A 20,120-nucleotide genomic window follows, 5' to 3' on the forward strand; every position below is an offset into this window, starting at 1 on the left:
AAAATGTCGAGAGTAAAAGTATTAGCGGTTATCGTGAATTATGGATCTGAACAGCTGTCATTCCTCAACCAAATGGTAAATGCTTTAAAAAACTTTGAGAAATATGATATTGATATCATAGTTCATTCAAACCAAGCATTGGAAATTAATGGAGTGAAAGAGGTTAAAGTCTTTGATCTTGATGACTATAGGTATTTACCCGCTACTTGTAGAGAAACTATTTGGGAACACAGGGATCATTATGATTTATACTTTTATTCTGAAAACGATCTTTTAATTAAGGAATACCATTTTGATAATTTTCTATATTATTCCAAAATACTTCCCTCTAATAGAATTCCCGGCGTGATTCGGTTTGAATTAGATAAAAAGAATAAAATAATATATCCCGATTACCACGGAAGTTTTGACTGGAAATACAATTCAGTTGAAAAATATAAAGGAAAGATCTTTGCGCAGTTTACCAATCTTCATCAGGCTTCCTTTTTGCTGACTAATGAACAACTTAAAAGAGCTGGAAGAAAATTTAATTTTGTGACAATAGTAGAGGATAAAATTCCATTTTTATACCGAATTAAAAGAAAATTAAGATATTGGTTCGGTTTAAAAACAAAGAAATTTTATAGATATGATGTTCTTTGTAAAACCTGTACAGATATATACCTGTACGGTGGATTTAAGAAAGTAATTTGTATATCAGATTTTGACAAGAATATAATCCATCATATTTCAGATGTATACGCGAAAGGTGAAAAGGGTAGATATTTGGTTATGGCAGATGACCAAAAAATGGATATGGCATTGGAAAAATTACTTAAAAGATGATGAACCAGCTTTATTTAGCTTAAGCTAAAAAAGTTAAATTTCTTCATTTTAATGGATGATCAATTCATGAAAAGAAAATTAAAGGAAAATTTGCAGCTCTATAGACTTGGAAGGCGTGTCCAGAATGATTCTTATCATATACTTGGGGATAAACTTAATTACGTTGAGTTGAGCAAAACACCATTACGATCCCAAATCATAAATTTTCTTCTTGAACTAATGGGTAAGGATGCAAAGTATTTGGAGATTGGTGTTCGTTTTCCGGAACAAAATTTTGACAAAATCTCTTCATCAAATAAATATGGGGTAGACCCTGGTCTCGAAAATAAAAGTAATCCAGTGGATTTTAAATTGACCAGTGATGAATTCTTTAAGAGGCTTCGAGAAGGAAAAATTTTAGATAGATCTATAAAATTTGATGTTATTTTCATTGATGGTTTGCACTTAGCAGACCAGGTTGATCGAGATATTAGAAATGCTTTGGATTTTTTAAATGATAATGGATTCATTTTGGTGCATGATTGCAATCCTCCATCAGTTTTTCATACCAATGAAATTCAAGAATACAAACTATCTCCTGCCAAGGGATTCTGGAATGGAACAACCTGGAAAGCATTTTTTAAATATCGCCAGCAAAATGATTTATATTCTTGTTGTATTGATACAGACTGGGGTATCGGTATAATCTCTAAAAAAAATAAAATTGGAGAACCGACAGGGGTGAAAAATCCGTTTTTCGAATATAAAATACTTGAAAAAAACCGAAAGGAAAGTTTGAATTTGATCTCATTCGAGGAATTCAAAAAGCGATTGCTTAATGCCAAAGCCAAATCATTTTAGATTTTTTCCAATGGTAGAACTTTCCATTATATATGTTAATTACAATACAAAGGAATTAACCTTAAATTCTATCTCCACGGTTTATCAGTATACTAAAAAGTGTAATTTTGAGATTATAGTTGTGGATAATGCTTCTCATGATAATACGATCTCGGAAATAGAGAAAAACTTTCCAGAAGTCAAAACAATCCAAAATTCGAAAAATATAGGTTTCGGCAGGGCTAATAACATAGGACTAAAAATAGCTAAGGGTGATTTCATACTTTTCCTTAATACGGATACCTATTTGGAAGAGCCTGCAATAGATAATTTACTATCTGAATTAAAGAAAGATGATTATAAGCATGTAGCAGTTGCGGGGGCAAAACTAATTAAACCTGATGGTTCTGATAATATCTCCTCAGGACTACTACCAAGTTACCCCCATTTTGTTAAAGGATCATTTTTGAGATATTTTTATAAGAGATCATTTTATGACAACTTGCCTCAGCGTTTTATACCAAAAGAATCAGAGCCTTATAAAGTGGATTATGTTTCTGGAGCTGACTTTATGGTCAGAAGAAAAGTACTAAATGAAGTGGGAGGGTTTAATCCGAGATTTTTTATGTATAGTGAAGAGGTAGAGTTATCATATAGAATCTATAAAACTTTTCCAGAAATGATTTCTATGATATTTCCATCATATAAAATTGTGCATATAAGTCAGGGTTCAAGTCAGAAGGAGGGGCTGAATAAGAAAACCAGGTTAAGACAAATCAAAAGTAGATCCATCTATTATAGCCTAACAAAAGGCAGGATAATTGGGTTAATCTATTATTTGACCAGTATGAAACGCTTTTTCTTCAATTAATACTTCGATAATCCTTTTCCCCGTTTTTCCGTCCCATAATTCCGGTATTGCTCCTTTTTTCCATTTGTTTGCAAAAAGTTTAAAAAGAGCTTTTTCTATATTCTCTTTATTGGTACCAATAATTTCATTAGTTCCGATTTGAACTGTTTCCGGGCGCTCTGTATTCTCTCTTAATGTCATACATGGAATCTGTAGAACGGTAGCTTCTTCTGTTACGCCTCCTGAATCTGTAAGAACTGCCATGGAATTTTGAAGAAGAAAATTAAATTCTAAATAGCTTAAAGGCTTAATGAAAAATAAGTTTTTAGAAGGTAGAGAAATTTTTTCTAATATGGATGCTGTTCTTGGATGAACAGGGAAAATCACCGGTACTTCACCAGAATTTTCCATTATGGAACTTAAAATTCTTTTTAGATTCTGGATTTTATCGACATTGCTAGGTCGATGAAGGGTTAATAGTAAATAATTTTTTTTCTGGAGGTCTAGCTTATTCCATATCTCGGGAGCCTGGAATTTTGGCTTAAATCTTAAGAGCGTATCTATCATCGTGTTACCTACAAAAAAAACCTGATCTTTAGATTTTCCATTTCTATATAATTCTTGGCTTGCCTCTATAGTAGTAGTGAAAAAATAGTCTGCAATACTATCAATGATAATGCGATTAATTTCCTCAGGCATACTCCAATCTTTAGAACGAAGACCTGCCTCTACATGAACTACCTTGATTCCCATTTTTTTTGCTGTGATAGCACATGCCATACTTGTTGTAACATCTCCCACCACAAGGCAAATATTTGGTTTCTTTTCTTTCAGAATTTCTTCATAGCCTAACATAATACCACCAGTCTGTTCTGCCTGACTGCCACTACCTATATTTAAATTACGGTCAGGAGCAGGTAAATTGAGATCTCTAAAAATACCGAGACTCAATTTTTCGTCATAATGTTGACCGGTATGAATTAATCGATATTTGATGCCGGTTTTTGACGATTCAATTGCATAAATTATTGCAGCTATCTTAATAAAATTAGGCCTTGTCCCAGCTATTATATCAATTTGCATATGGTTAAAAATTTAGGCGAAGGTATAAAATTGCAAAATGTATTTGGATTGAATATAATAAATACTGGGTCGGGCTCAATTTTTGATTCTCTTCCTTAATTGGAAATTGACTTTATTAGTAATAGATTTACCAACCTAGTTTAAGCAAGGTGACTGGAATGAACAAAAAAATATTGGTAGTAGTTGAATCTATAGACATTGAGGATAGCAGCGGAACCAAAGGTAGAGTGGCGCTTATCAAAAACTTGTTTGATGCGGGTTATAATTTAAGAGTTTACCATTATACATTAAAGGATATTCAAATTGAAGGGGTGCCTTGCTTTAGGATTAAGGAGAATAGAAATAGCCTATTATTTTATTTAAGCAGGATTGAAAGGAATTTAAGGAGAAAAACTGGAATTAAACTAAATCCTATAATTGAAAAATATTTTGGATTTTCTTTCACCTTATTAAATGATCGAAATAGTATAATAAATTCTTTGAGGCAGATCAACGACTTTAATCCCGATCTTGTCTTAACACTCAGCAAGGGAGGTAGTTTCAGGCCACATCATGCTATTCTTAAGATGGATTATCTTCACTCCAAATGGATGGCTTATATACATGATCCCTATCCTATGCATTTGTATCCAGCACCATACAGATGGTACGAGCCTGGATACAATATCAAAGAGAAATTTGTAAAAGAAATGTTTGAAAAAGCAAAATACCTTGCTTTTCCTAGTAAACTTTTAAAGGAGTGGATGGGTGGTTTCTTTCAAACAGTGATGGAAAAAAGTGTAATCATCCCGCATCAAATCTCAGGTGGTCAAAGAAAAAATATAGAAATACCAAATTATTTTGATAAAACGAAGTTTACCATTCTTCATGCAGGTCATCTTTTGAAGGGGAGAGATCCACAAGGGATAATTAATGCGTTTAATGAATTTTTAGGCGATATTCCAGAAGCAAAAAATGATGCCAGATTAATTTTTCTTGGAGGACGAAATTATTATACAAATGAATTAAATAATTTTTCAAGAGAAAATCCTCAGATTTATGTTAGCGAGGATTATGTGCCCTATACTAAAGTTTCAGTGATGCAAGATCACGCTTCTGTAAATATAATTTTAGAAACTAAAGCGGAAATTAGTCCGTTTCTACCTGGTAAATTTCCTCATTGTATTATGGCTAATAAACCAATACTTCTTCTGGGACCTTATAGAAGTGAATCTAGAAGATTATTAGGGGATGATTATGAATATTGGTCTGAGATAGATGATGTCGAATCAATAAAAAATAAAATTATAGATTTATATAAAAACTGGAAGGCCACTAAAAGTTTCGAAATTAGTAGGCCAGATTTACTTTACTATATGAAGGGAAAATCTCTTCATCAAACCTTATTCTCAATTTTCGAAAGATAATTCTTGGAATAATGATGTTTTAGAAATCATCAATTTTTATCATTTCACTATATAGTTGCATTTTTCAACTATTTTATCAAGCATTTGCTTCCTTGAGTTTCTCCAAAAATGATCAGGCTTTTCAATAAATGAATTATATACCTCTATACATTTATTAAGTCTACAAATAAATTCTACATCCGGCATATTATTTATGAGATCTTTTAATTTTTCAGGGTCTTCCAATTCTGAGTAATCTATGAAACTTTTCGTGGGGAATAATTCATAAATAGAACTACCTGTACCTCCAAAATAGATAGGGAGGCATTTGTTTTCAATGCTTTCCCATATTTTTTCAGTTATATATTTTGGGTAAACGGTATTCTCAAAGCACAGATTAAAATGGTATTTTTTTAAAATGTCCTTTTTTCTTTTATGCCTTTCATTAAATCTAGAATCTTCCATGGAGATGCCGGTAGGCCAGCCCTGACCATAAATATCAATCATGTTATTTTTGAATAAAAATAATGCTATTTCTGACCTTTTTTTTATAAGATCAATATTCAATCCATCTATAGTTAATTTGCTGTATTTTCCACCATGGTAAAATGACATTAATGCTGCGACTTTTCTATTTGATAATTTGTAGCTACTGTCTATTATATTTAGTTTCTGGTTGGTAATAAACTTTTTATCCTGATTAGTAACATTATTTAGAAATACATCTTCCGTATAAATATTCATTAAATGCACTTCAGGAAATATGGAGAAAGGATAATATGGAGTAGATTTAATTTTTGAAAATCTAGGCTCTTGGGACCATACCAAATAATTCCTCAAAAAGGGATTTTTTAAAATAAATCGCTTGAGACTTTTATGGTTTCCAGCAAGGAAAATATCTGCTTTTTTTTTATTCGTCGTTATTTTCAAATCTTTCTGCTCTAAATAAGAAAAATCTTCCTTTGAAAAGTTTTTATCGAAAGGTGTATAGGTTAGTGGATCGATTTTATATATATGGATCATTTGATTATTTCTCGGCCAAAAAGTTAGTATTTTAAGTTTTTTAGATTGATGAAATCAGGTTTATGAATCGAGTATTTTTTAAAATACAGAATTAATTGTTTCAAATTTACTAATAATTGATACTTTTAATTTTGAAATTGAATTTGGATTGAAATTTTCAAAAGGATTTTTAATGCACTGCTTTAAGCTTTACTGACATAATCTTTTCTCAAATAATTTATTCAAATTTCAAATTATTTTAATTCAATTTCCCAAACCTTATCCTAAAATATTACATGCTAATTATTGAAGAACCTAGATTAGAAAAAAACAATGATAAGGCAATTATTTCAGTTCAGTTTGAATTAGAAAATCAGAGAAATGAATTATGGTATTCATTCCCAGAGAAATTTGAAAAATTCTTAGTTACTGAACAAGCTGATGCGTTTCTAATTGGATTATTGTTTTTAGGCCTTAAGACAGGAAATGATATAAAATTAAATGCTCCGATATCCTCAAAACTTTATTATAGTCTAAGACATTATTTAATAGATGCCCTTTGCCTGGTAAATAAAAACTACAAAAAAATCAGGATAATTCCTTCTTCTTTAAGTCTTACGGATTTAAATGTTGGAAACACTGCAGGTACTGGTCTTTCCTGTGGAATAGATTCTTTATCTACTTTTTACGATCATAATGATGAAGTAGCTCCGTTTAAAATTGATTATTTCACTTTTTTTAATGTTGGTTCCCATGGAGATCACGGTGGAAATAATGCAAGACTAGTATTTAAGGACAGGTATAAAAATGTGGAAGCCTTTGCAAAAAAGGTAAATAGGGAAGTTCTTACTGTAGATTCTAATTTAAGTGAGATTCTAGAAATGAAATTCCAGGAGACTTATAATTTAAGGACTATTTCCTGTGCTTTGCTTTTTCAGAAACTATTCAAAAATTATTATTATTCGTCTGGAACTAGGTTCGACCACTATGGTTTTAATAATAATGAAATTGCAGACCTAGACATGTTGATTATACCGAATTTATCTACGGAATCAACGTCTTTTTTTGTAAGTGCCCTCAAATATTCAAGAGTAGAAAGAACTGAATTGATTTCTAATTTTCCTGATACCTACAACCACTTGGATGTCTGTACTCATCCGTATTCTATGAATAGGGAAGAGATTAACTGTTCGAAATGTTATAAATGTCAGAGAACAATGTTAACTCTAGATTTGCTTGGTAAACTCGATTTATACTCTAAGGTTTTTAATGTTCAAAAGTTTAGAAAAAATAGGAATAATTATATCGGGTGGTTATTGTCAAAAAAGAAAAAATTAACCCTTGATCGAGAGCTTATAAATTTTATTGAGGAAACTGGTGAAATTAATTGGCAGGTTGAATTCTTTAAAGTAAAGAATATCATTTATCGCAAGAAAACAAAACTATTTCAATCCCTCTTCAAATGAAGCTTTCAATAATATATGCTTACCGTAATAGGGATTTGGAGAGGATAAGAAAATCTTTGCAATCCCTGGATGATCAGACTGATTCGAATTTTCAGGTGTATTTCATTGACTATGGTTCTGATGAGGCCAGATCTCAAAAAATAAAAAAAGTTTGCTCCAAATTTGATTTTATATCCTACAATTATGTACCTACTAAATTCCAACCCTGGAATAAGAGCAAGGCCTTAAATTATGTCATCAAAACACTAGGAACGGAGTACTGTTTTGTGGCTGATGTAGATGTCATTTTTCATCCTGATTTTATTAAAAAGGCAAAAAAACTTCAGAAAGAAGACAGAATAACTTACTTCCAGGTAGGTTATTTAGATTCCCAGCAAAGTAAGAAGGATTTGGAGTTTTCTGATTATCAGATTTCAAGACTGAGTACCCCAGAGGCAACTGGGTTAAGTTTGTTCCCAGTAGAAAAATTGAAGGAAATAAATGGCTTTGATGAGTTTTACCATTTTTGGGGTAGCGAAGATACCGATATACACGTGAGACTGGAAAATGCTGGAAATGAGGCAAGGTTTTATGATGAGGAATTATTATTGCTACATCAATGGCACCCTTCCTACCAAAGTCAAGAACGAACGAATACTTTAACAGATCTAAAGATTTCAGGTGTTTTGCCTCTCAATCATCAGCATTTAAAAACGGCTAAAGAGCTTGGATCTACTAAAGTGAATTTAGAAGGTTGGGGCCAGTGCATAACGGAAGAAGAATCCAGGGAGTTAAAGGCCACAGAAGTTAGTTTTTCAGTTACCAATGAAAAAAGACAGGTTGATGATATTTTGTTCGGCCAATTGCCGGGAATTAAAAACGGAATTATCAAAATTAGTTTTAAATATGATCCTTTTCAGCAATCGGCCAAGTATCATTTAAAGAAAAAACTCGGCAAAAAGGTACCTCACTATTATACATTTAAGGAAATGAATGATCGGGTAATTTTGCACCTTATTTCATTTTATCGAAATTTACCGTATTCCATTATTAGTAATAAGAATAAAGGCGAAATAGAAATCGCCATTAAATTTTCCTGACTCGATGCCGTTGAAGTCAAAATTTAAATCCCATCTTTTTCACGCCCTTGAATTATTATCCAGAAATCAGGGTGATAATTTATATCATTTTCTCCAAAACCTCTTTTTTGAGAAGGATCTGGATCATAAAATAAGTTCTTCCTTTAATACCTATAAAATTGTGGAACAGGTCACCGAAAAGAATGGAATTAAGATACAAGATAAGGTGATAGTGGAAATAGGATCGGGATGGCTACCCTTAATGCCATATTTTTTTAAGTATATGGGAAAGGCAAGCCAGGTTATAAGCTATGATCTGAATAAACATTATCAGAAGAAAAATATCAAAAAGCTTAATCAGACTTTTTCGCAGAATTTTGATAAGTTGATAAAGGTTTCGGAAAAATCAGAGTTTCCTCTCCCTGAAGGCGTAGCGTATTTTCCCAAAACAGATATTACAAATCACGATATCTTTGGTGCTGATATTATTTTTTCAAGATTTGTACTGGAGCATGTTGAACCTGAAATGATCCGCGAAATGCATTTAAAATTTAAAAAAGATCTAAACCCCGGGTCTTATATCATACATCTGATTTCCCCCAGCGACCATAGAGCTTATTCCGATAAAAAACTTTCATTACAGGATTTTCTTCGTTTTTCTAAGGAAGAATGGAACCAGGTACAAACCAGGTTTGATTATCATAACCGGCTTCGATTACCGCAGTACCTGGATATATTTAAGGATTTAAATTATGACATAGTAGATTTAACCTACGATAAACCATCAGTTGATTCTGAAAACTATAGAAAATTTAAAAAACTTACATTGCATGAGGATTTTGATGGATATACTGACGAAGAGCTGATGGCCGGTTCGATCAACCTTGTTTTAAAAGTATAAAATGGAAATTATAGCCGAAATTGGACAGGCCCATGAAGGTAGCCTGGGGATGGCATTAAAATATATCAATGCGCTAGCTGAGGCCGGGGTAGATACTGTTAAATTCCAGGTACATATCGCCGAGGCAGAGAGTAGTATTCATGAGCCTTTTCGAATCAAATTCTCGGAGCAGGATAAAACTCGTTTCGATTACTGGAAACGCATGGAATTCTCAAAAGAGCAATGGAATTTGCTTAAGTCAAGCTGCGAGGAAAAGGGAGTTGAATTCCTGGCTTCCCCGTTCAGCAATGCTGCGGTAGATCTGTTAGAAGAATTAGGAGTAAAAAAATATAAGATCGGCTCTGGAGAGGTTACCAATTTTCTGTTACTGGAAAAAATTGCCAATACCGGCAAATCGGTTATTTTATCATCGGGGATGAGTTCTTTTAAGGAACTGGATGAGGCTTTTGATTTTCTAAAAAACAGGAGTGTGGATATGTCTATTTTACAATGCACAACTTCTTATCCTACTGAACCGGAAAATTACGGGTTGAATGTGATGCAGGAAATAAGGGATCGGTATGGCCTCAGAACTGGCTATTCTGATCATTCGGCCAGACCTGAAACCTGTATTGCAGCAGCATCATTGGGTGCAGAGATCCTTGAGTTTCATGCTGTTTTTAGTCGAAAAAGTTTTGGTCCTGATGCCTCTTCTTCCTTGGAAATAGATGAGATCAAGAAATTAGTGACAGCCGTGCGAAATATCGAAAAGGCTTTGAAAAATCCTGTGGATAAAATGGATAATTCAAAGTTTTCGGAACTGAAACAAATTTTTGAGAAATCCCTGGCAGTCAATAAGGACCTGCCTGCAGGTCATGTTTTGAGATTTGAAGATCTGGAAGCTAAAAAGCCCAGTAATATGGGGATTTCAGCTAAAAATTTCACGAAGGTGATCGGTAAAAAATTAGTTATCTCTATTCAAAAATACTCTTTTTTAAAAGCTGATCATTTTTAAAGTTTTTACTTTGTTACGTAATTGAATTGTATGCATAAAAGAAAGATCTGTGTTGTAATTACCGCAAGACCCTCTTATAGCAGGGTGAAATCTGCATTAAAGGCTATACAGGAGCATAAAAACCTGGAATTGCAACTGGTCATAGCAGGTTCGGCACTGTTGGATCGTTATGGCAATGCTGCAGATTTTATAAAAAAAGATGGTTTCACAGCCAACGCAAAGGTATTTATGGTACTTGAAGGGGAGAACCCCACAACTATGGCAAAGACTACCGGCCTTGGCCTCATGGAGCTCACGAATGTGTTCTATAATCTGCAACCGGATGCGGTGATCACTATTGCTGACCGATTTGAAACCATCGCTACTTCCATTGCCGCTGCCTATCAGAATATCCCTCTTGCACATCTCCAGGGAGGTGAAGTAACAGGGAGTATAGATGAAAAGGTACGACACGCCAACACTAAACTTGCCGACCTGCACCTGGTTTCCAATGAGGATGCTCGCGAACGCGTGATTAAACTTGGCGAGGACCCCGAGATGGTAATCAATACGGGTTGCCCTTCCATCGATCTCGCAAGAGAGATCAAAAGTGAAAAAGATCTTGGTTTTGATCCGCTCAAAAAATACGGAGGAGTAGGAAGGCGGATTGATTGGAAGAATGGATATTTAGTTGTGATGCAACACCCCGTGACTTCAGAATATGACCAGGCCAGGCAGCATATTATGGAAACACTTCATGCGGTTACCGATTCAGGTATACCCGCTTTCTGGTTCTGGCCCAATGTGGATGCGGGATCAGATGGTACCTCCAATGGGATCAGGACCTTTAGAGAGCAAAAAGATCCGGCCAATATACATTTCTTTAAAAACATGGATAGCCTTGATTTTCTTAGGCTGCTAAAATATTCAAAGATGATCATCGGTAACTCCAGTGCCGGGATAAGAGAATGTAGTTATCTTGGTGTACCGGCGATCGATATCGGTAGCCGCCAGCATAGAAGGCTAAAGGCTGAAAATGTTATACATGTAGGCTATGACAGAAAGGAGATTCAGGAAAAAATAAAGGAATTGAATGGAAAAGGACATTTTCCTTCCTCTTCAATATATGGTGTTGGCGATTCGGGAAAAAAGATCGCGGAATTACTTTCAAATATTGAATTGAGATCAACTAAAACCATTGCTTATTGATGAAAGTACTCGGACTAATCACGGCAAGAGGTGGAAGTAAGGGAATTCCCGGAAAGAATATCAAATTGTTAGGTAATAAACCACTTATAGTCTATAGCATAGAGGATGCAACAAAGTCTAAATTGCTTTCTAGATTAGTGGTAAGTTCAGATGATAAGTCGATCCTGGCTGTGGCCAGGGAGAATGCTGCGGAAGTACCATTTAAAAGACCTGCCGAATTAGCTGCTGATGACACACCCAGTCTTGAGGTCATTAAACACGCAGTTCAATTCTTTAAAGAAAAGAATGAATATTTTGACGCCGTTTGTGTGCTGCAACCTACCACACCCTTCAGAAGAAAAGGCCTGATCGATGAAGCGATCGCAAAAATGCAACAGGGGAATTATGACTCTGTTATAAGCGTACGAGAGATCCCTACTGAATACAATCCACATTGGGCTTTTGAAGAACAAGGGGGGCAGCTAAAAATAGCGACAGGAGAAAGATATCCAATTCCAAGGCGACAGGAATTACCAAGGGCTTACCACCGCGATGGAGCAGTCTACGTAACCCGAACCGAAAGCATATTTGAAAATTCTCTTTTTGGAGATAAGATCGGCTTTGTAGATACCTCGATGGATCCTTATGTGAATATCGACACCCCTGCCGACTGGAATAAGGCTGAAGAATTAAATAGATCCTGATCATGTGCGGAATTGCTGGAATAATAGGTGCAGGCTATGTCGAGGAGCATATTTGGAAAATGCTGAAGATCGTTCGGCATCGAGGGCCCGATCATTCGGCGATATTTTCAGGAACCAATTGCCTTCTCGGTCATAACCGACTTTCCATAATAGATCTTTCAGCGGAGGCTAATCAGCCATTCAGCGATTCTACAGGTAGGTTTCAGCTGATATTTAACGGGGAGATATATAATTATAAAGAATTAAGGGCAGAAATAGGTAATCGATATTATTTCAAAACGAAGTCTGATACTGAAGTATTACTTGCTGCATATTTAGTTTATGGAAGGGATTGCCTTGAAAAGTTAAATGGAATGTTCGCATTCGCGATCTGGGACAGTGAAAAGAACAAATTGTTCGCGGCCAGGGACCGCTTTGGGGTAAAGCCATTCTATTATTACAAGGATAAAAATTCTTTAATTTTTGCCAGTGAAATAAAGGCTATTCACGCTATAGTAGCCAGGAATGTCAGTGAAAGGGCCTGGGCAAATTATTTCAGATACGGAAGTTACGGCATGCCGGAGGATACTTTTTATGCCGATATATCTCAATTGGCGGGAGGGTATTTCCTGGAATATCAGGAAGGAAATTTGCAAAAATATCCCTGGTATAATTTTGAAAAGAGGATAAAAGTCCGTTCTTCTGATTCTGGTTCAGAAGCAGATATTAAAAAAAATTACCTTGACCTTCTGGAAGACTCCATAAAATTAAGGTTCAGGGCCGATGTTCAGGTTGGCTTTAATCTGAGCGGTGGAGTGGATAGTTCGCTATTACTTGCCCTGGTGAACCACCTTCATCCAGCTCACAACATCCGGGCTTACACCTTCTATTCCGGGGATGATAGGTATGATGAATTGTCCTGGGTTGAACAAATGATAGAAAAGACGGGAAACCCACTGGAAAAAATCAAACTTAGACTTGAAGAAGTGCCTGAGCTGGCTAAAAAGATCAGTGATTTCCAGGATGAGCCTTTTGGTGGAATTCCCACACTAGCCTATTCAAAGATATTCAGACAAGCCAGTGAGGATGGGATTAAGGTACTCCTGGATGGTCAGGGGATGGATGAACAATGGGCTGGATATGACTATTATTCGAGTAATACTAACAACTTAATTCAGGGTGTTGGAAAGGAGTCAGCTTTTAAACCTGAGGTTCTTGAAAATGATTTCCGAGAATTAGCGAAGCAACCTCAATACCCGGAACCTTTTTCCTCAAGAGTTCAAAATCTACAATATCGGGATCTCTTTTATACTAAACTTCCAAGGGCGCTGCGTTTTAACGACAGGGTTTCGATGGCTGTTTCTACCGAATTAAGAGAACCATTTCTGGATTACAGATTAGTAGAATTTGCATTCAGACTTCCTGATAACATGAAGATCAGGGGAGGAGTTCATAAATGCCTTTTGCGGGAGATCGTAAAGGAATTTGTGCCTTTTGAGGTAGCCGAGGCACCTAAACGTCCTCTTCAAACACCACAGCGGGAATGGTTAGGAAGCGAATTAGCTATGTTTGTAGATGGGAGCTTAAAGGAGCTAAAAGAATCCTCTTATGCTAACTGGTTCGATTTTGACCGTATGGAAGGAGAATGGAAATCCTATATGAAAGGTAAAAGAAATCATAGCTTTTATCTCTGGCAATGGATCAATACGGCTATTCTTTTAAAAAACTACCAATAACCCAATGGGTTTTCTATATTTGAATTCCCAATGAACCCGTATTTTTGAAAAAGAAGAAAATTCTTATCGTTATTCCAGATGGCGTTAGCCTCAGGAATTTTTTATTCACCGATTTTCCTGAAATAGCGAGGGAATCTGGTCTGCAGATCGTTTACTGGAACGCCACTACCTATGATATTGCCGGGGAAGGAGAAAAGGAGATAAAACTAGAACCAGCACCACGGGCCACAACCGACCTTTATAAAAGAGCTAAGATCCTGGCAGAACTCGATCACTTTAAAGACAGATTTCAGGATCCAATCTATGAAAAGTATGAGTTCAGGAACTCGTCTAAAGGAATAAAGAATAAGATCAAGAACCTTATCGTTTCAAGGCTTCGCAGAAACCATTCAGGAGAAAAAGGATTAGAGGTGCTAAGGATACGGATGAATGAGTCTGAGAGGAAATCTCAATATTACAAGCATTGCAGGGTCGTACTAAAAAATGAAGCGCCAGACCTGGTATTTTGCGCCAACCAGCGTCCAGTGAATGCGATCGCACCTATAACAGCGGCAAAAGATATAGGAATACCTACTGCCTGTTTTATCTTTTCCTGGGATAATTTACCGAAGGCTACCAAAGTAATAGATACGGATTTTTACTTTGTCTGGAGCAATTATATGAAAAAGGAATTGCTTGAATATTACCCGTTTGTTCAGGAACAACAGGTTAAAATAACCGGAACTCCTCAATTTGAAATACATTATAAAGAGGAAGTGATTATGTCACGGAAGGAATTTTATAAGAAATACGATTTGAATCCACAGAAAGACTATTTATGTTTTTCAGGAGATGACATCACTACCTCACCACATGATGAAATTTTCTTAAAAGATGTAGCAGAATCCGTTCGGAACCTGAACCGGAAGGGGGAGGAAATGGGAGTGATCTTCAGAAGATGCCCGGTAGATTTTTCTGGCAGATATGGCACGGTGATCGAGGAATATAACGACGTGATACGTTCTATCGATCCCCAATGGAGTAGAGGTGTAGACAGCTGGGACCAGGTTATGCCTACCAGGCAGGATATGATGCTTCAAACCAATATTATCCAACATAGTTTTATGGTGATCAATGTTGGATCATCAATGGTTTTTGATTTTATAGCCAAGAATAAACCCTGTGGATTTTTAAATTATAAACCACGAATAGAAAATTTAGAAAAGGATATTCGGGAGGTTTATGATTATGTACATTTTCGTTCTATGCCAGATAAAAAAGCTGTATACTGGATAAATGAAGTACAAGAAATTGAGGATGTGATTAAGTCGGCTAAAAATAATACGTCTGTTAGTATTGAAATTACCAAGCAGTGGTACGAAATTATTAATTCATCAGAAGGTAAAGCAAATAGCCAAATAACTCAACAATTACAACAAATCATAAAGTAATAATAGATGCATATCGCCTATTTAACTCCGGAATATCCCCATGAACTTTGTACAGCTTCGGGTGGATTGGGTACCAGCATCCGGAATATGGCAGAGGCATTGGTAAAAAAGGGTAAAAAAGTCAGCGTTCTGGTATATAGCCAAAATTCAGAACAACATTTTTCAGATAAAGGGATACATTTCTACCTGATCGAGCAGCGAAAATATCCATTTGGAGGCTGGTATTTTTACAGGAAATACTTGGAGAAAAGAATCAATCGTATAATTTTTAAAGAAGGAATAAATATATTTGAAACACCTGACTGGACAGGTATCACCGCATTTATGAAATTCGAAATACCTCATATAATTCGATTACACGGAACAGATGGATATTTTTGTGAACTGGAAAACAGGCGGCAGAAATATAAAAACCGACTTTTCGAAAGGAGCGCCCTTATAAATGCAGATTCTATTGTTTCGGTTAGCGATTTTACAGGAAAAAAAACTATGGAGGTTTTTGACCTTGAAAGGAAATACAAGGTGATCCATAATAGTATACGAATTGAAGATTTTCAAGCTTCAAAAATTAAGCCGGTGCCAGGTCGAATATTATATTTCGGCAGCTTAATACGGAAAAAAGGAGTCCTGGAACTGGCAGAGATCTATAATCGGGTGGTAAGGGAAAATCCGGAAGTAAAGTTAATCCTGGCAGGAAGAGATATAGTTGATATTTTTGAAAATACTTCAACCCTGGAATTATTTAAAAATAAACTTACTCAAAAGGCAATAAAGCAATTTGAGTATATTGGATCTTTAGATTATTCGAAGGTTAGAGAAGAATTAGAAAATGCAAGCCTTGTTGTTTTACCTAGTTTTGCCGAGGCAATGCCTATGACATGGTTAGAGTCAATGGCCATGGGAAAAGCCCTGGTCACTTCCAATATTGGATGGGCACCTGAGGTGATGATAGATGGGAAAACCGGATATATGGTAGATCCCAGGAATCACAAATTATACGCTTCTAGAATTGTGGATTTACTCAAGGATAGTAAGTTGTCAAAAGGAATGGGCAAAGCAGCCAGAGAACTGGTTGTAAGGAATTTTTCTAGCAAGGTGGTTGCAGAGCAAAACATTAAATTCTATCAGGAACTTATTGAAAAGAAAAACTTAGATTTGAATTAATTCTGTCCCAGATGATCTATTTGATACACCAGGAAGGTAAAATTTTTGACCAAGTCTTTCGGGAAGATGAAGAGTTATCGATTAAAAGCAATTCACTTGTGGAAGCTTTCTGGGAAATTGCAAAGAATTATCCTGAAGAAATACTGGTGTGGATCGAAAAAAGACACTTCGATAAGCTAAATAGAACTTACTTCAAACAGCTTTTCGCCCATCATAATATCATGACGTCTTTTGCTATCAGGACACGTTATTTTTCAGAGGATATTGGATATGTAGATCAACTGCCATTTATCAATCCTAAACCGGATGTAAAATATCCTACCTGGTTAATGAGTACAGACGTAGGAGGGATCTTTGGAAAAACAGCGATAAAGTTCCGTCAGCTTTTAAGAGATCAAAAGAGCTTTGGATACCTGATCAATTCCATAGCTAAAACTGGACAACAAAATTCCCTTTTCTGTTATTCCGATCCAGGACTGGTGAATCAAGAAAATAGAGAGAAACTCGAGTTTCAGGCGAGTAATGCTGAATTTTTCACTTTCGTAGGCCAGCATTATAAGAAAGAATGGTTATGGGTGTTGTCACACTGTTTGAAAAAGTATAAAAAGGAAATTTTCTTTTGGAATCTAATATTAGCATTGGGTGTAAAAAACCTTTTTCAGAAAAATATTGACTTGGAGGAGATCAAGTTGAAAGATGCATTAGAAATCAAACAGGAAGATTTGGATGTAGTGATCCCAACATTAGGAAGACCGGAATATGTACAACAGGTTCTAAAAGACCTAAAGGAACAAACATTACTTCCTACAAACGTAATAATCGTCGAACAAAACCCGGATCTCTCTGCAGACAATGAACTGGATTTTATAAATAATGACTGGCCATTTAAGATCATCCATAAATTCATAAATCAAACCGGTGCCTGCAATGCCAGGAATATAGCCTTAAATGAAGTCAAATCTAAATGGGTTTTCCTGGCAGATGATGATATCAGGCTTCCTGCCAATCTCTTAGAGCGGTCGGTGGGAGAATTACATAGGCTTCAGGTTGATACTTTAAACCTGGCCTGTTTACAACCGGGAGAAGAGGCGGTTTTCCGAAAAATAAAACAATGGGGAGCCTTTGGATCAGGAACCTCCATAGTCCGATCCAGCATTGCCAAAAATTGTAAGTTCGATGAGGTTTTGGAATTTGGTTTTGGAGAAGACCTAGATTTCGGACTACAATTGAGGGAATTAGGCAGTGATATCATTTTTCACCCGGGGTTGAGCTTTACTCATCTGAAGGCCAAGAGGGGAGGATTTAGATCCACGGTTGTCGATAATTGGAGAAAAAATAGATTGGAACCTAAGCCATCTCCAACCTTGATGTACCTAATAAAGAAGCATTATACAAAGGAAATGATTAGGGGCTATAAAGCTTCTTTGTTCCTAAAATTTTACAGAAAGCAGTCTGTTAGAAATCCTTTTAAGTATTACAGGCTTATACAGAAGCGCTGGAAGAAAAGCGAGGAATTATGCGATCAATTAGTGTTGAAAAAGCTAAGTCGATGAAATCTAATAATAAAACTACATTTAGCCTGATCATTTGTACCTACGAACGTGCAGATTCACTAATAAGATTGCTGGACTCAGTCAAAGATCAGAGTCTTTACCCGGATGAGATAATTATTGTGGATGGGTCTAATGGAATGGAGACCGAACAAATATTAGAAAAAAAACCTTATCAGGATCTTCAGTATTTCAGGGTGGAAGAGGAGGACCGGGGACTTACCAGGCAGCGGAATTTCGGAATTCTTAAAAGTGGAGCTGTGGATGTTGTCTGTTTCCTTGATGATGATATAGTTCTCGAAAAAGATTATTTCAGAGAGCTAATTAAAACTTATACCGTAAAGCCGGATGCTTTTGCTGTGGGGGGATGGATAAAGGATGAAATAAAATGGCTAAAGATTAGAGAGGATTATATTCCAAAAGCTGATGATTTTGTGACAGATGGGTATACGCGTAAACTTGGACAGCGTAATTGTCTAAGAAAGCGTTTAGGCTTATTGTCTAACAGGTCACCCGGCTATATGCCTGAATTTTCGCACGGATTGGCAATCAGTTTCCTCCCTCCATCAGGTAAAAGCTATAAAGTTGAATTCTTTATGGGAGGGGTTTCTTCTTATAAAAAGGAACTTTTTGAAAAAATAAAATTCTCTCCGTATTTTGAGGGCTATGGCCTATATGAAGACATGGATTTTTGCCTAAGAGCTTCCAGGCTCGGTCAGTTATACGTTAATACAGCCGCCCAGGTCCAACATTTACATGAGGCTTCAGGCAGACCTGATTATATCAGGTACGGTAAAATGATGATACGGAACGGATTTTATGTTTGGAGGTTAAAATATCCAAAGCCAGGCTTAACAGCAAATTTAAAGTGGAGCCTTATAAATATTTTATTATTATTTATCAGATTTGGTAATGCTTTCGGTAAAAATAATCGCAAAGAATCAATAAATGAATCTGTTGGCCGAAGTGCAGGATTGGTAAGCCTTATTTTCTCAAAGCCACAAATAAATAGATGAACAGAAGATTTAAAATTGGTATATTGTCAATATTTTCTCTATTAGGATTTTTAATTGTCTTTAATCAAAGATATCCTTTTCTCACTCCTAAAAGCGAAGGCTGGTCAATTGGGTTTATGAAAACCAAGGATCCTCTTAAAAAACTTGTTCCATCAAGATTAAATATTCTAAAAAAAGATTCTTTAGAGACGATAACAAATAATAACACCAGTTTTATTGCCGATCCTTTTCTTTTTTTCGAGAAAAATAATTTCTATATCTTTTTTGAAAATCAGGAAAAACAGGGACCTGCAAAAATAGGTTTATTTCATTCGAAGGATGGGCAAAATTATAATTTTGTAGGAAATGTAATTGATGAGTCATTTCATATTTCCTTTCCGCAGGTGTTTGAGTATAGGAATAAAAAGTATATTTTACCGGAATCGGCTTCTATTGATAATGTCGTGTTATATAGAGCAGTGGAATTTCCGAAAAAATGGAAAATAAGTGACACCCTAATAGCTAACATAAAATTAAAAGATCCGGCAATTTTGATTTCGGATAGCCTGAATCTGATCGTTGGTATAGATAACAATTACAATCAACGGATTTTCAGAAGTGACAGCCTTTTTGGTGATTGGGAAGAAGACTTTTCATTTAAAATTAAAAAAGGTAATGAGATCAGACCTGCGGGTAACTTTTTTTCTGTTGATGGTCAATGGTATTTACCCTTTCAGAATAATACTGAAGGTTATGGCACAGGCGTTTCTCTGTATGCGTTGGATTCTGACAGGTTCGAAAAATTTATTGAAAACCAATTGTATAAGTCTGATTCTTTAAAATGGTTTGATAGAGGAATGCATCATTTAAACGTAAATCCTTTGAATGGAGAATATTACCTAGTGTATGATGGTGATGAAGCTCATGATGAAGAGATGGATTTCACCTTTATCTCTTCTATAAAATATAATTTGAGTGATCTTTATACCTACTTATTTAGATAAATTATATT

The 20,120-nt window shown here is 35.5% G+C and carries 18 protein-coding genes; 16 read left to right on the plus strand and 2 right to left on the minus strand.

The window, feature by feature from the left end; genetic code table 11:
- Positions 1-3: 3 nt before the first annotated feature.
- The 3 genes from G530_RS0116090 (at position 4) to G530_RS0116100 (ending at position 2,515) form a co-directional block, all read left to right on the plus strand.
- Positions 4-825: a hypothetical protein gene (locus G530_RS0116090; RefSeq protein ID WP_156888647.1), complete on the plus strand. Its 822-nt coding sequence runs from the start codon at positions 4-6 to the stop codon at positions 823-825.
- Between the two features lie 66 nt (positions 826-891).
- Positions 892-1,665 (plus strand): class I SAM-dependent methyltransferase, encoded by a 774-nt coding sequence (locus G530_RS0116095; protein ID WP_026935500.1) that lies wholly within the window; start codon positions 892-894, stop codon positions 1,663-1,665.
- Positions 1,643-2,515, plus strand: coding sequence for a glycosyltransferase family 2 protein (locus G530_RS0116100; protein WP_026935501.1), 873 nt, complete (start codon positions 1,643-1,645; stop codon positions 2,513-2,515). The genes G530_RS0116095 and G530_RS0116100 overlap by 23 nt, the downstream gene beginning before the upstream one ends.
- On the opposite strand, the gene wecB is transcribed toward G530_RS0116100, so the two are convergent.
- Positions 2,471-3,577 (minus strand): non-hydrolyzing UDP-N-acetylglucosamine 2-epimerase, encoded by a 1,107-nt coding sequence (wecB, locus tag G530_RS0116105; RefSeq protein ID WP_026935502.1) that lies wholly within the window; start codon positions 3,575-3,577, stop codon positions 2,471-2,473. The genes G530_RS0116100 and wecB overlap by 45 nt on opposite strands.
- Positions 3,578-3,735: 158 nt before the next feature.
- Between wecB and G530_RS17175 the strand changes: the two genes are divergently transcribed.
- Complete coding sequence (locus G530_RS17175; RefSeq protein ID WP_035716645.1) at positions 3,736-4,983, plus strand: glycosyltransferase family protein; 1,248 nt, start codon at positions 3,736-3,738, stop codon at positions 4,981-4,983.
- 39 nt (positions 4,984-5,022) lie between these two features.
- Here G530_RS17175 and G530_RS0116120 read toward each other — a convergent pair whose 3' ends face one another.
- Positions 5,023-5,985 (minus strand): glycosyltransferase family 10 domain-containing protein, encoded by a 963-nt coding sequence (locus G530_RS0116120; RefSeq protein ID WP_026935503.1) that lies wholly within the window; start codon positions 5,983-5,985, stop codon positions 5,023-5,025.
- A 275-nt stretch (positions 5,986-6,260) separates the two neighbouring features.
- On the opposite strand from G530_RS0116120, the gene G530_RS0116125 reads away from it, so the two are divergent.
- From G530_RS0116125 to G530_RS17415, 12 genes are read left to right on the plus strand one after another with little or no spacing between them, the layout of a single operon-like run.
- Positions 6,261-7,430 carry a hypothetical protein gene (locus G530_RS0116125; protein ID WP_026935504.1) on the plus strand — a complete coding sequence of 390 codons (1,170 nt, stop codon included), beginning with the start codon at positions 6,261-6,263 and terminating at the stop codon, positions 7,428-7,430.
- Positions 7,427-8,509: a glycosyltransferase family 2 protein gene (locus G530_RS0116130; RefSeq protein WP_026935505.1), complete on the plus strand. Its 1,083-nt coding sequence runs from the start codon at positions 7,427-7,429 to the stop codon at positions 8,507-8,509. Before G530_RS0116125 ends, G530_RS0116130 begins: the two co-directional genes overlap by 4 nt.
- 4 nt (positions 8,510-8,513) lie before the next feature.
- Entirely contained in the window at positions 8,514-9,389 is an 876-nt protein-coding gene (locus G530_RS0116135; RefSeq protein ID WP_026935506.1) for a hypothetical protein, read from the plus strand.
- 1 nt (position 9,390) lies between these two features.
- Positions 9,391-10,383, plus strand: a complete 993-nt coding sequence (locus G530_RS0116140) for an N-acetylneuraminate synthase family protein (RefSeq protein WP_026935507.1) — start codon at positions 9,391-9,393, stop codon at positions 10,381-10,383.
- Between the two features lie 30 nt (positions 10,384-10,413).
- Positions 10,414-11,571: a UDP-N-acetylglucosamine 2-epimerase gene (gene neuC, locus G530_RS0116145; RefSeq protein WP_026935508.1), complete on the plus strand. Its 1,158-nt coding sequence runs from the start codon at positions 10,414-10,416 to the stop codon at positions 11,569-11,571.
- Positions 11,571-12,254 carry an acylneuraminate cytidylyltransferase family protein gene (locus G530_RS0116150; protein ID WP_026935509.1) on the plus strand — a complete coding sequence of 228 codons (684 nt, stop codon included), beginning with the start codon at positions 11,571-11,573 and terminating at the stop codon, positions 12,252-12,254. The genes neuC and G530_RS0116150 overlap by 1 nt, the downstream gene beginning before the upstream one ends.
- A gap of 2 nt (positions 12,255-12,256) precedes the next feature.
- Positions 12,257-13,969, plus strand: a complete 1,713-nt coding sequence (gene asnB, locus G530_RS0116155) for an asparagine synthase (glutamine-hydrolyzing) (RefSeq protein WP_026935510.1) — start codon at positions 12,257-12,259, stop codon at positions 13,967-13,969.
- A gap of 44 nt (positions 13,970-14,013) precedes the next feature.
- Complete coding sequence (locus G530_RS0116160) at positions 14,014-15,399, plus strand: glycosyltransferase family 28 protein (RefSeq protein WP_026935511.1); 1,386 nt, start codon at positions 14,014-14,016, stop codon at positions 15,397-15,399.
- A gap of 6 nt (positions 15,400-15,405) precedes the next feature.
- A complete protein-coding gene (locus G530_RS0116165) occupies positions 15,406-16,563 on the plus strand; it encodes a glycosyltransferase family 4 protein (protein WP_026935512.1) in 1,158 nt (385 codons plus the stop codon).
- An 11-nt stretch (positions 16,564-16,574) separates the two neighbouring features.
- Positions 16,575-18,116, plus strand: coding sequence for a glycosyltransferase family 2 protein (locus tag G530_RS0116170; RefSeq protein WP_026935513.1), 1,542 nt, complete (start codon positions 16,575-16,577; stop codon positions 18,114-18,116).
- A complete protein-coding gene (locus tag G530_RS0116175) occupies positions 18,113-19,129 on the plus strand; it encodes a glycosyltransferase family 2 protein (protein ID WP_026935514.1) in 1,017 nt (338 codons plus the stop codon). The genes G530_RS0116170 and G530_RS0116175 overlap by 4 nt, the downstream gene beginning before the upstream one ends.
- Complete coding sequence (locus tag G530_RS17415) at positions 19,126-20,112, plus strand: glucosamine inositolphosphorylceramide transferase family protein (protein ID WP_026935515.1); 987 nt, start codon at positions 19,126-19,128, stop codon at positions 20,110-20,112. Before G530_RS0116175 ends, G530_RS17415 begins: the two co-directional genes overlap by 4 nt.
- Positions 20,113-20,120: the final 8 nt, after the last annotated feature.

The organism is Christiangramia echinicola DSM 19838 (assembly GCF_000423065.1).
GTDB lineage: Bacteria > Bacteroidota > Bacteroidia > Flavobacteriales > Flavobacteriaceae > Christiangramia > Christiangramia echinicola.

Coding starts and splice junctions, on each gene's coding strand:
- wecB (WP_026935502.1), bottom strand. CDS start 3,577: ATGCAAATTGATATAATAGCTGGGACAAGGCCTAATTTTATTAAGATA.
- G530_RS0116165 (WP_026935512.1), top strand. CDS start 15,406: ATGCATATCGCCTATTTAACTCCGGAATATCCCCATGAACTTTGTACA.
- G530_RS17415 (WP_026935515.1), top strand. CDS start 19,126: ATGAACAGAAGATTTAAAATTGGTATATTGTCAATATTTTCTCTATTA.
- G530_RS0116135 (WP_026935506.1), top strand. CDS start 8,514: ATGCCGTTGAAGTCAAAATTTAAATCCCATCTTTTTCACGCCCTTGAA.
- G530_RS0116100 (WP_026935501.1), top strand. CDS start 1,643: ATGCCAAAGCCAAATCATTTTAGATTTTTTCCAATGGTAGAACTTTCC.
- G530_RS0116130 (WP_026935505.1), top strand. CDS start 7,427: ATGAAGCTTTCAATAATATATGCTTACCGTAATAGGGATTTGGAGAGG.
- neuC (WP_026935508.1), top strand. CDS start 10,414: ATGCATAAAAGAAAGATCTGTGTTGTAATTACCGCAAGACCCTCTTAT.
- G530_RS0116170 (WP_026935513.1), top strand. CDS start 16,575: ATGATCTATTTGATACACCAGGAAGGTAAAATTTTTGACCAAGTCTTT.
- G530_RS0116090 (WP_156888647.1), top strand. CDS start 4: ATGTCGAGAGTAAAAGTATTAGCGGTTATCGTGAATTATGGATCTGAA.
- asnB (WP_026935510.1), top strand. CDS start 12,257: ATGTGCGGAATTGCTGGAATAATAGGTGCAGGCTATGTCGAGGAGCAT.
- G530_RS0116120 (WP_026935503.1), bottom strand. CDS start 5,985: ATGATCCATATATATAAAATCGATCCACTAACCTATACACCTTTCGAT.
- G530_RS17175 (WP_035716645.1), top strand. CDS start 3,736: ATGAACAAAAAAATATTGGTAGTAGTTGAATCTATAGACATTGAGGAT.
- G530_RS0116140 (WP_026935507.1), top strand. CDS start 9,391: ATGGAAATTATAGCCGAAATTGGACAGGCCCATGAAGGTAGCCTGGGG.
- G530_RS0116175 (WP_026935514.1), top strand. CDS start 18,113: ATGAAATCTAATAATAAAACTACATTTAGCCTGATCATTTGTACCTAC.
- G530_RS0116125 (WP_026935504.1), top strand. CDS start 6,261: ATGCTAATTATTGAAGAACCTAGATTAGAAAAAAACAATGATAAGGCA.
- G530_RS0116150 (WP_026935509.1), top strand. CDS start 11,571: ATGAAAGTACTCGGACTAATCACGGCAAGAGGTGGAAGTAAGGGAATT.
- G530_RS0116095 (WP_026935500.1), top strand. CDS start 892: ATGAAAAGAAAATTAAAGGAAAATTTGCAGCTCTATAGACTTGGAAGG.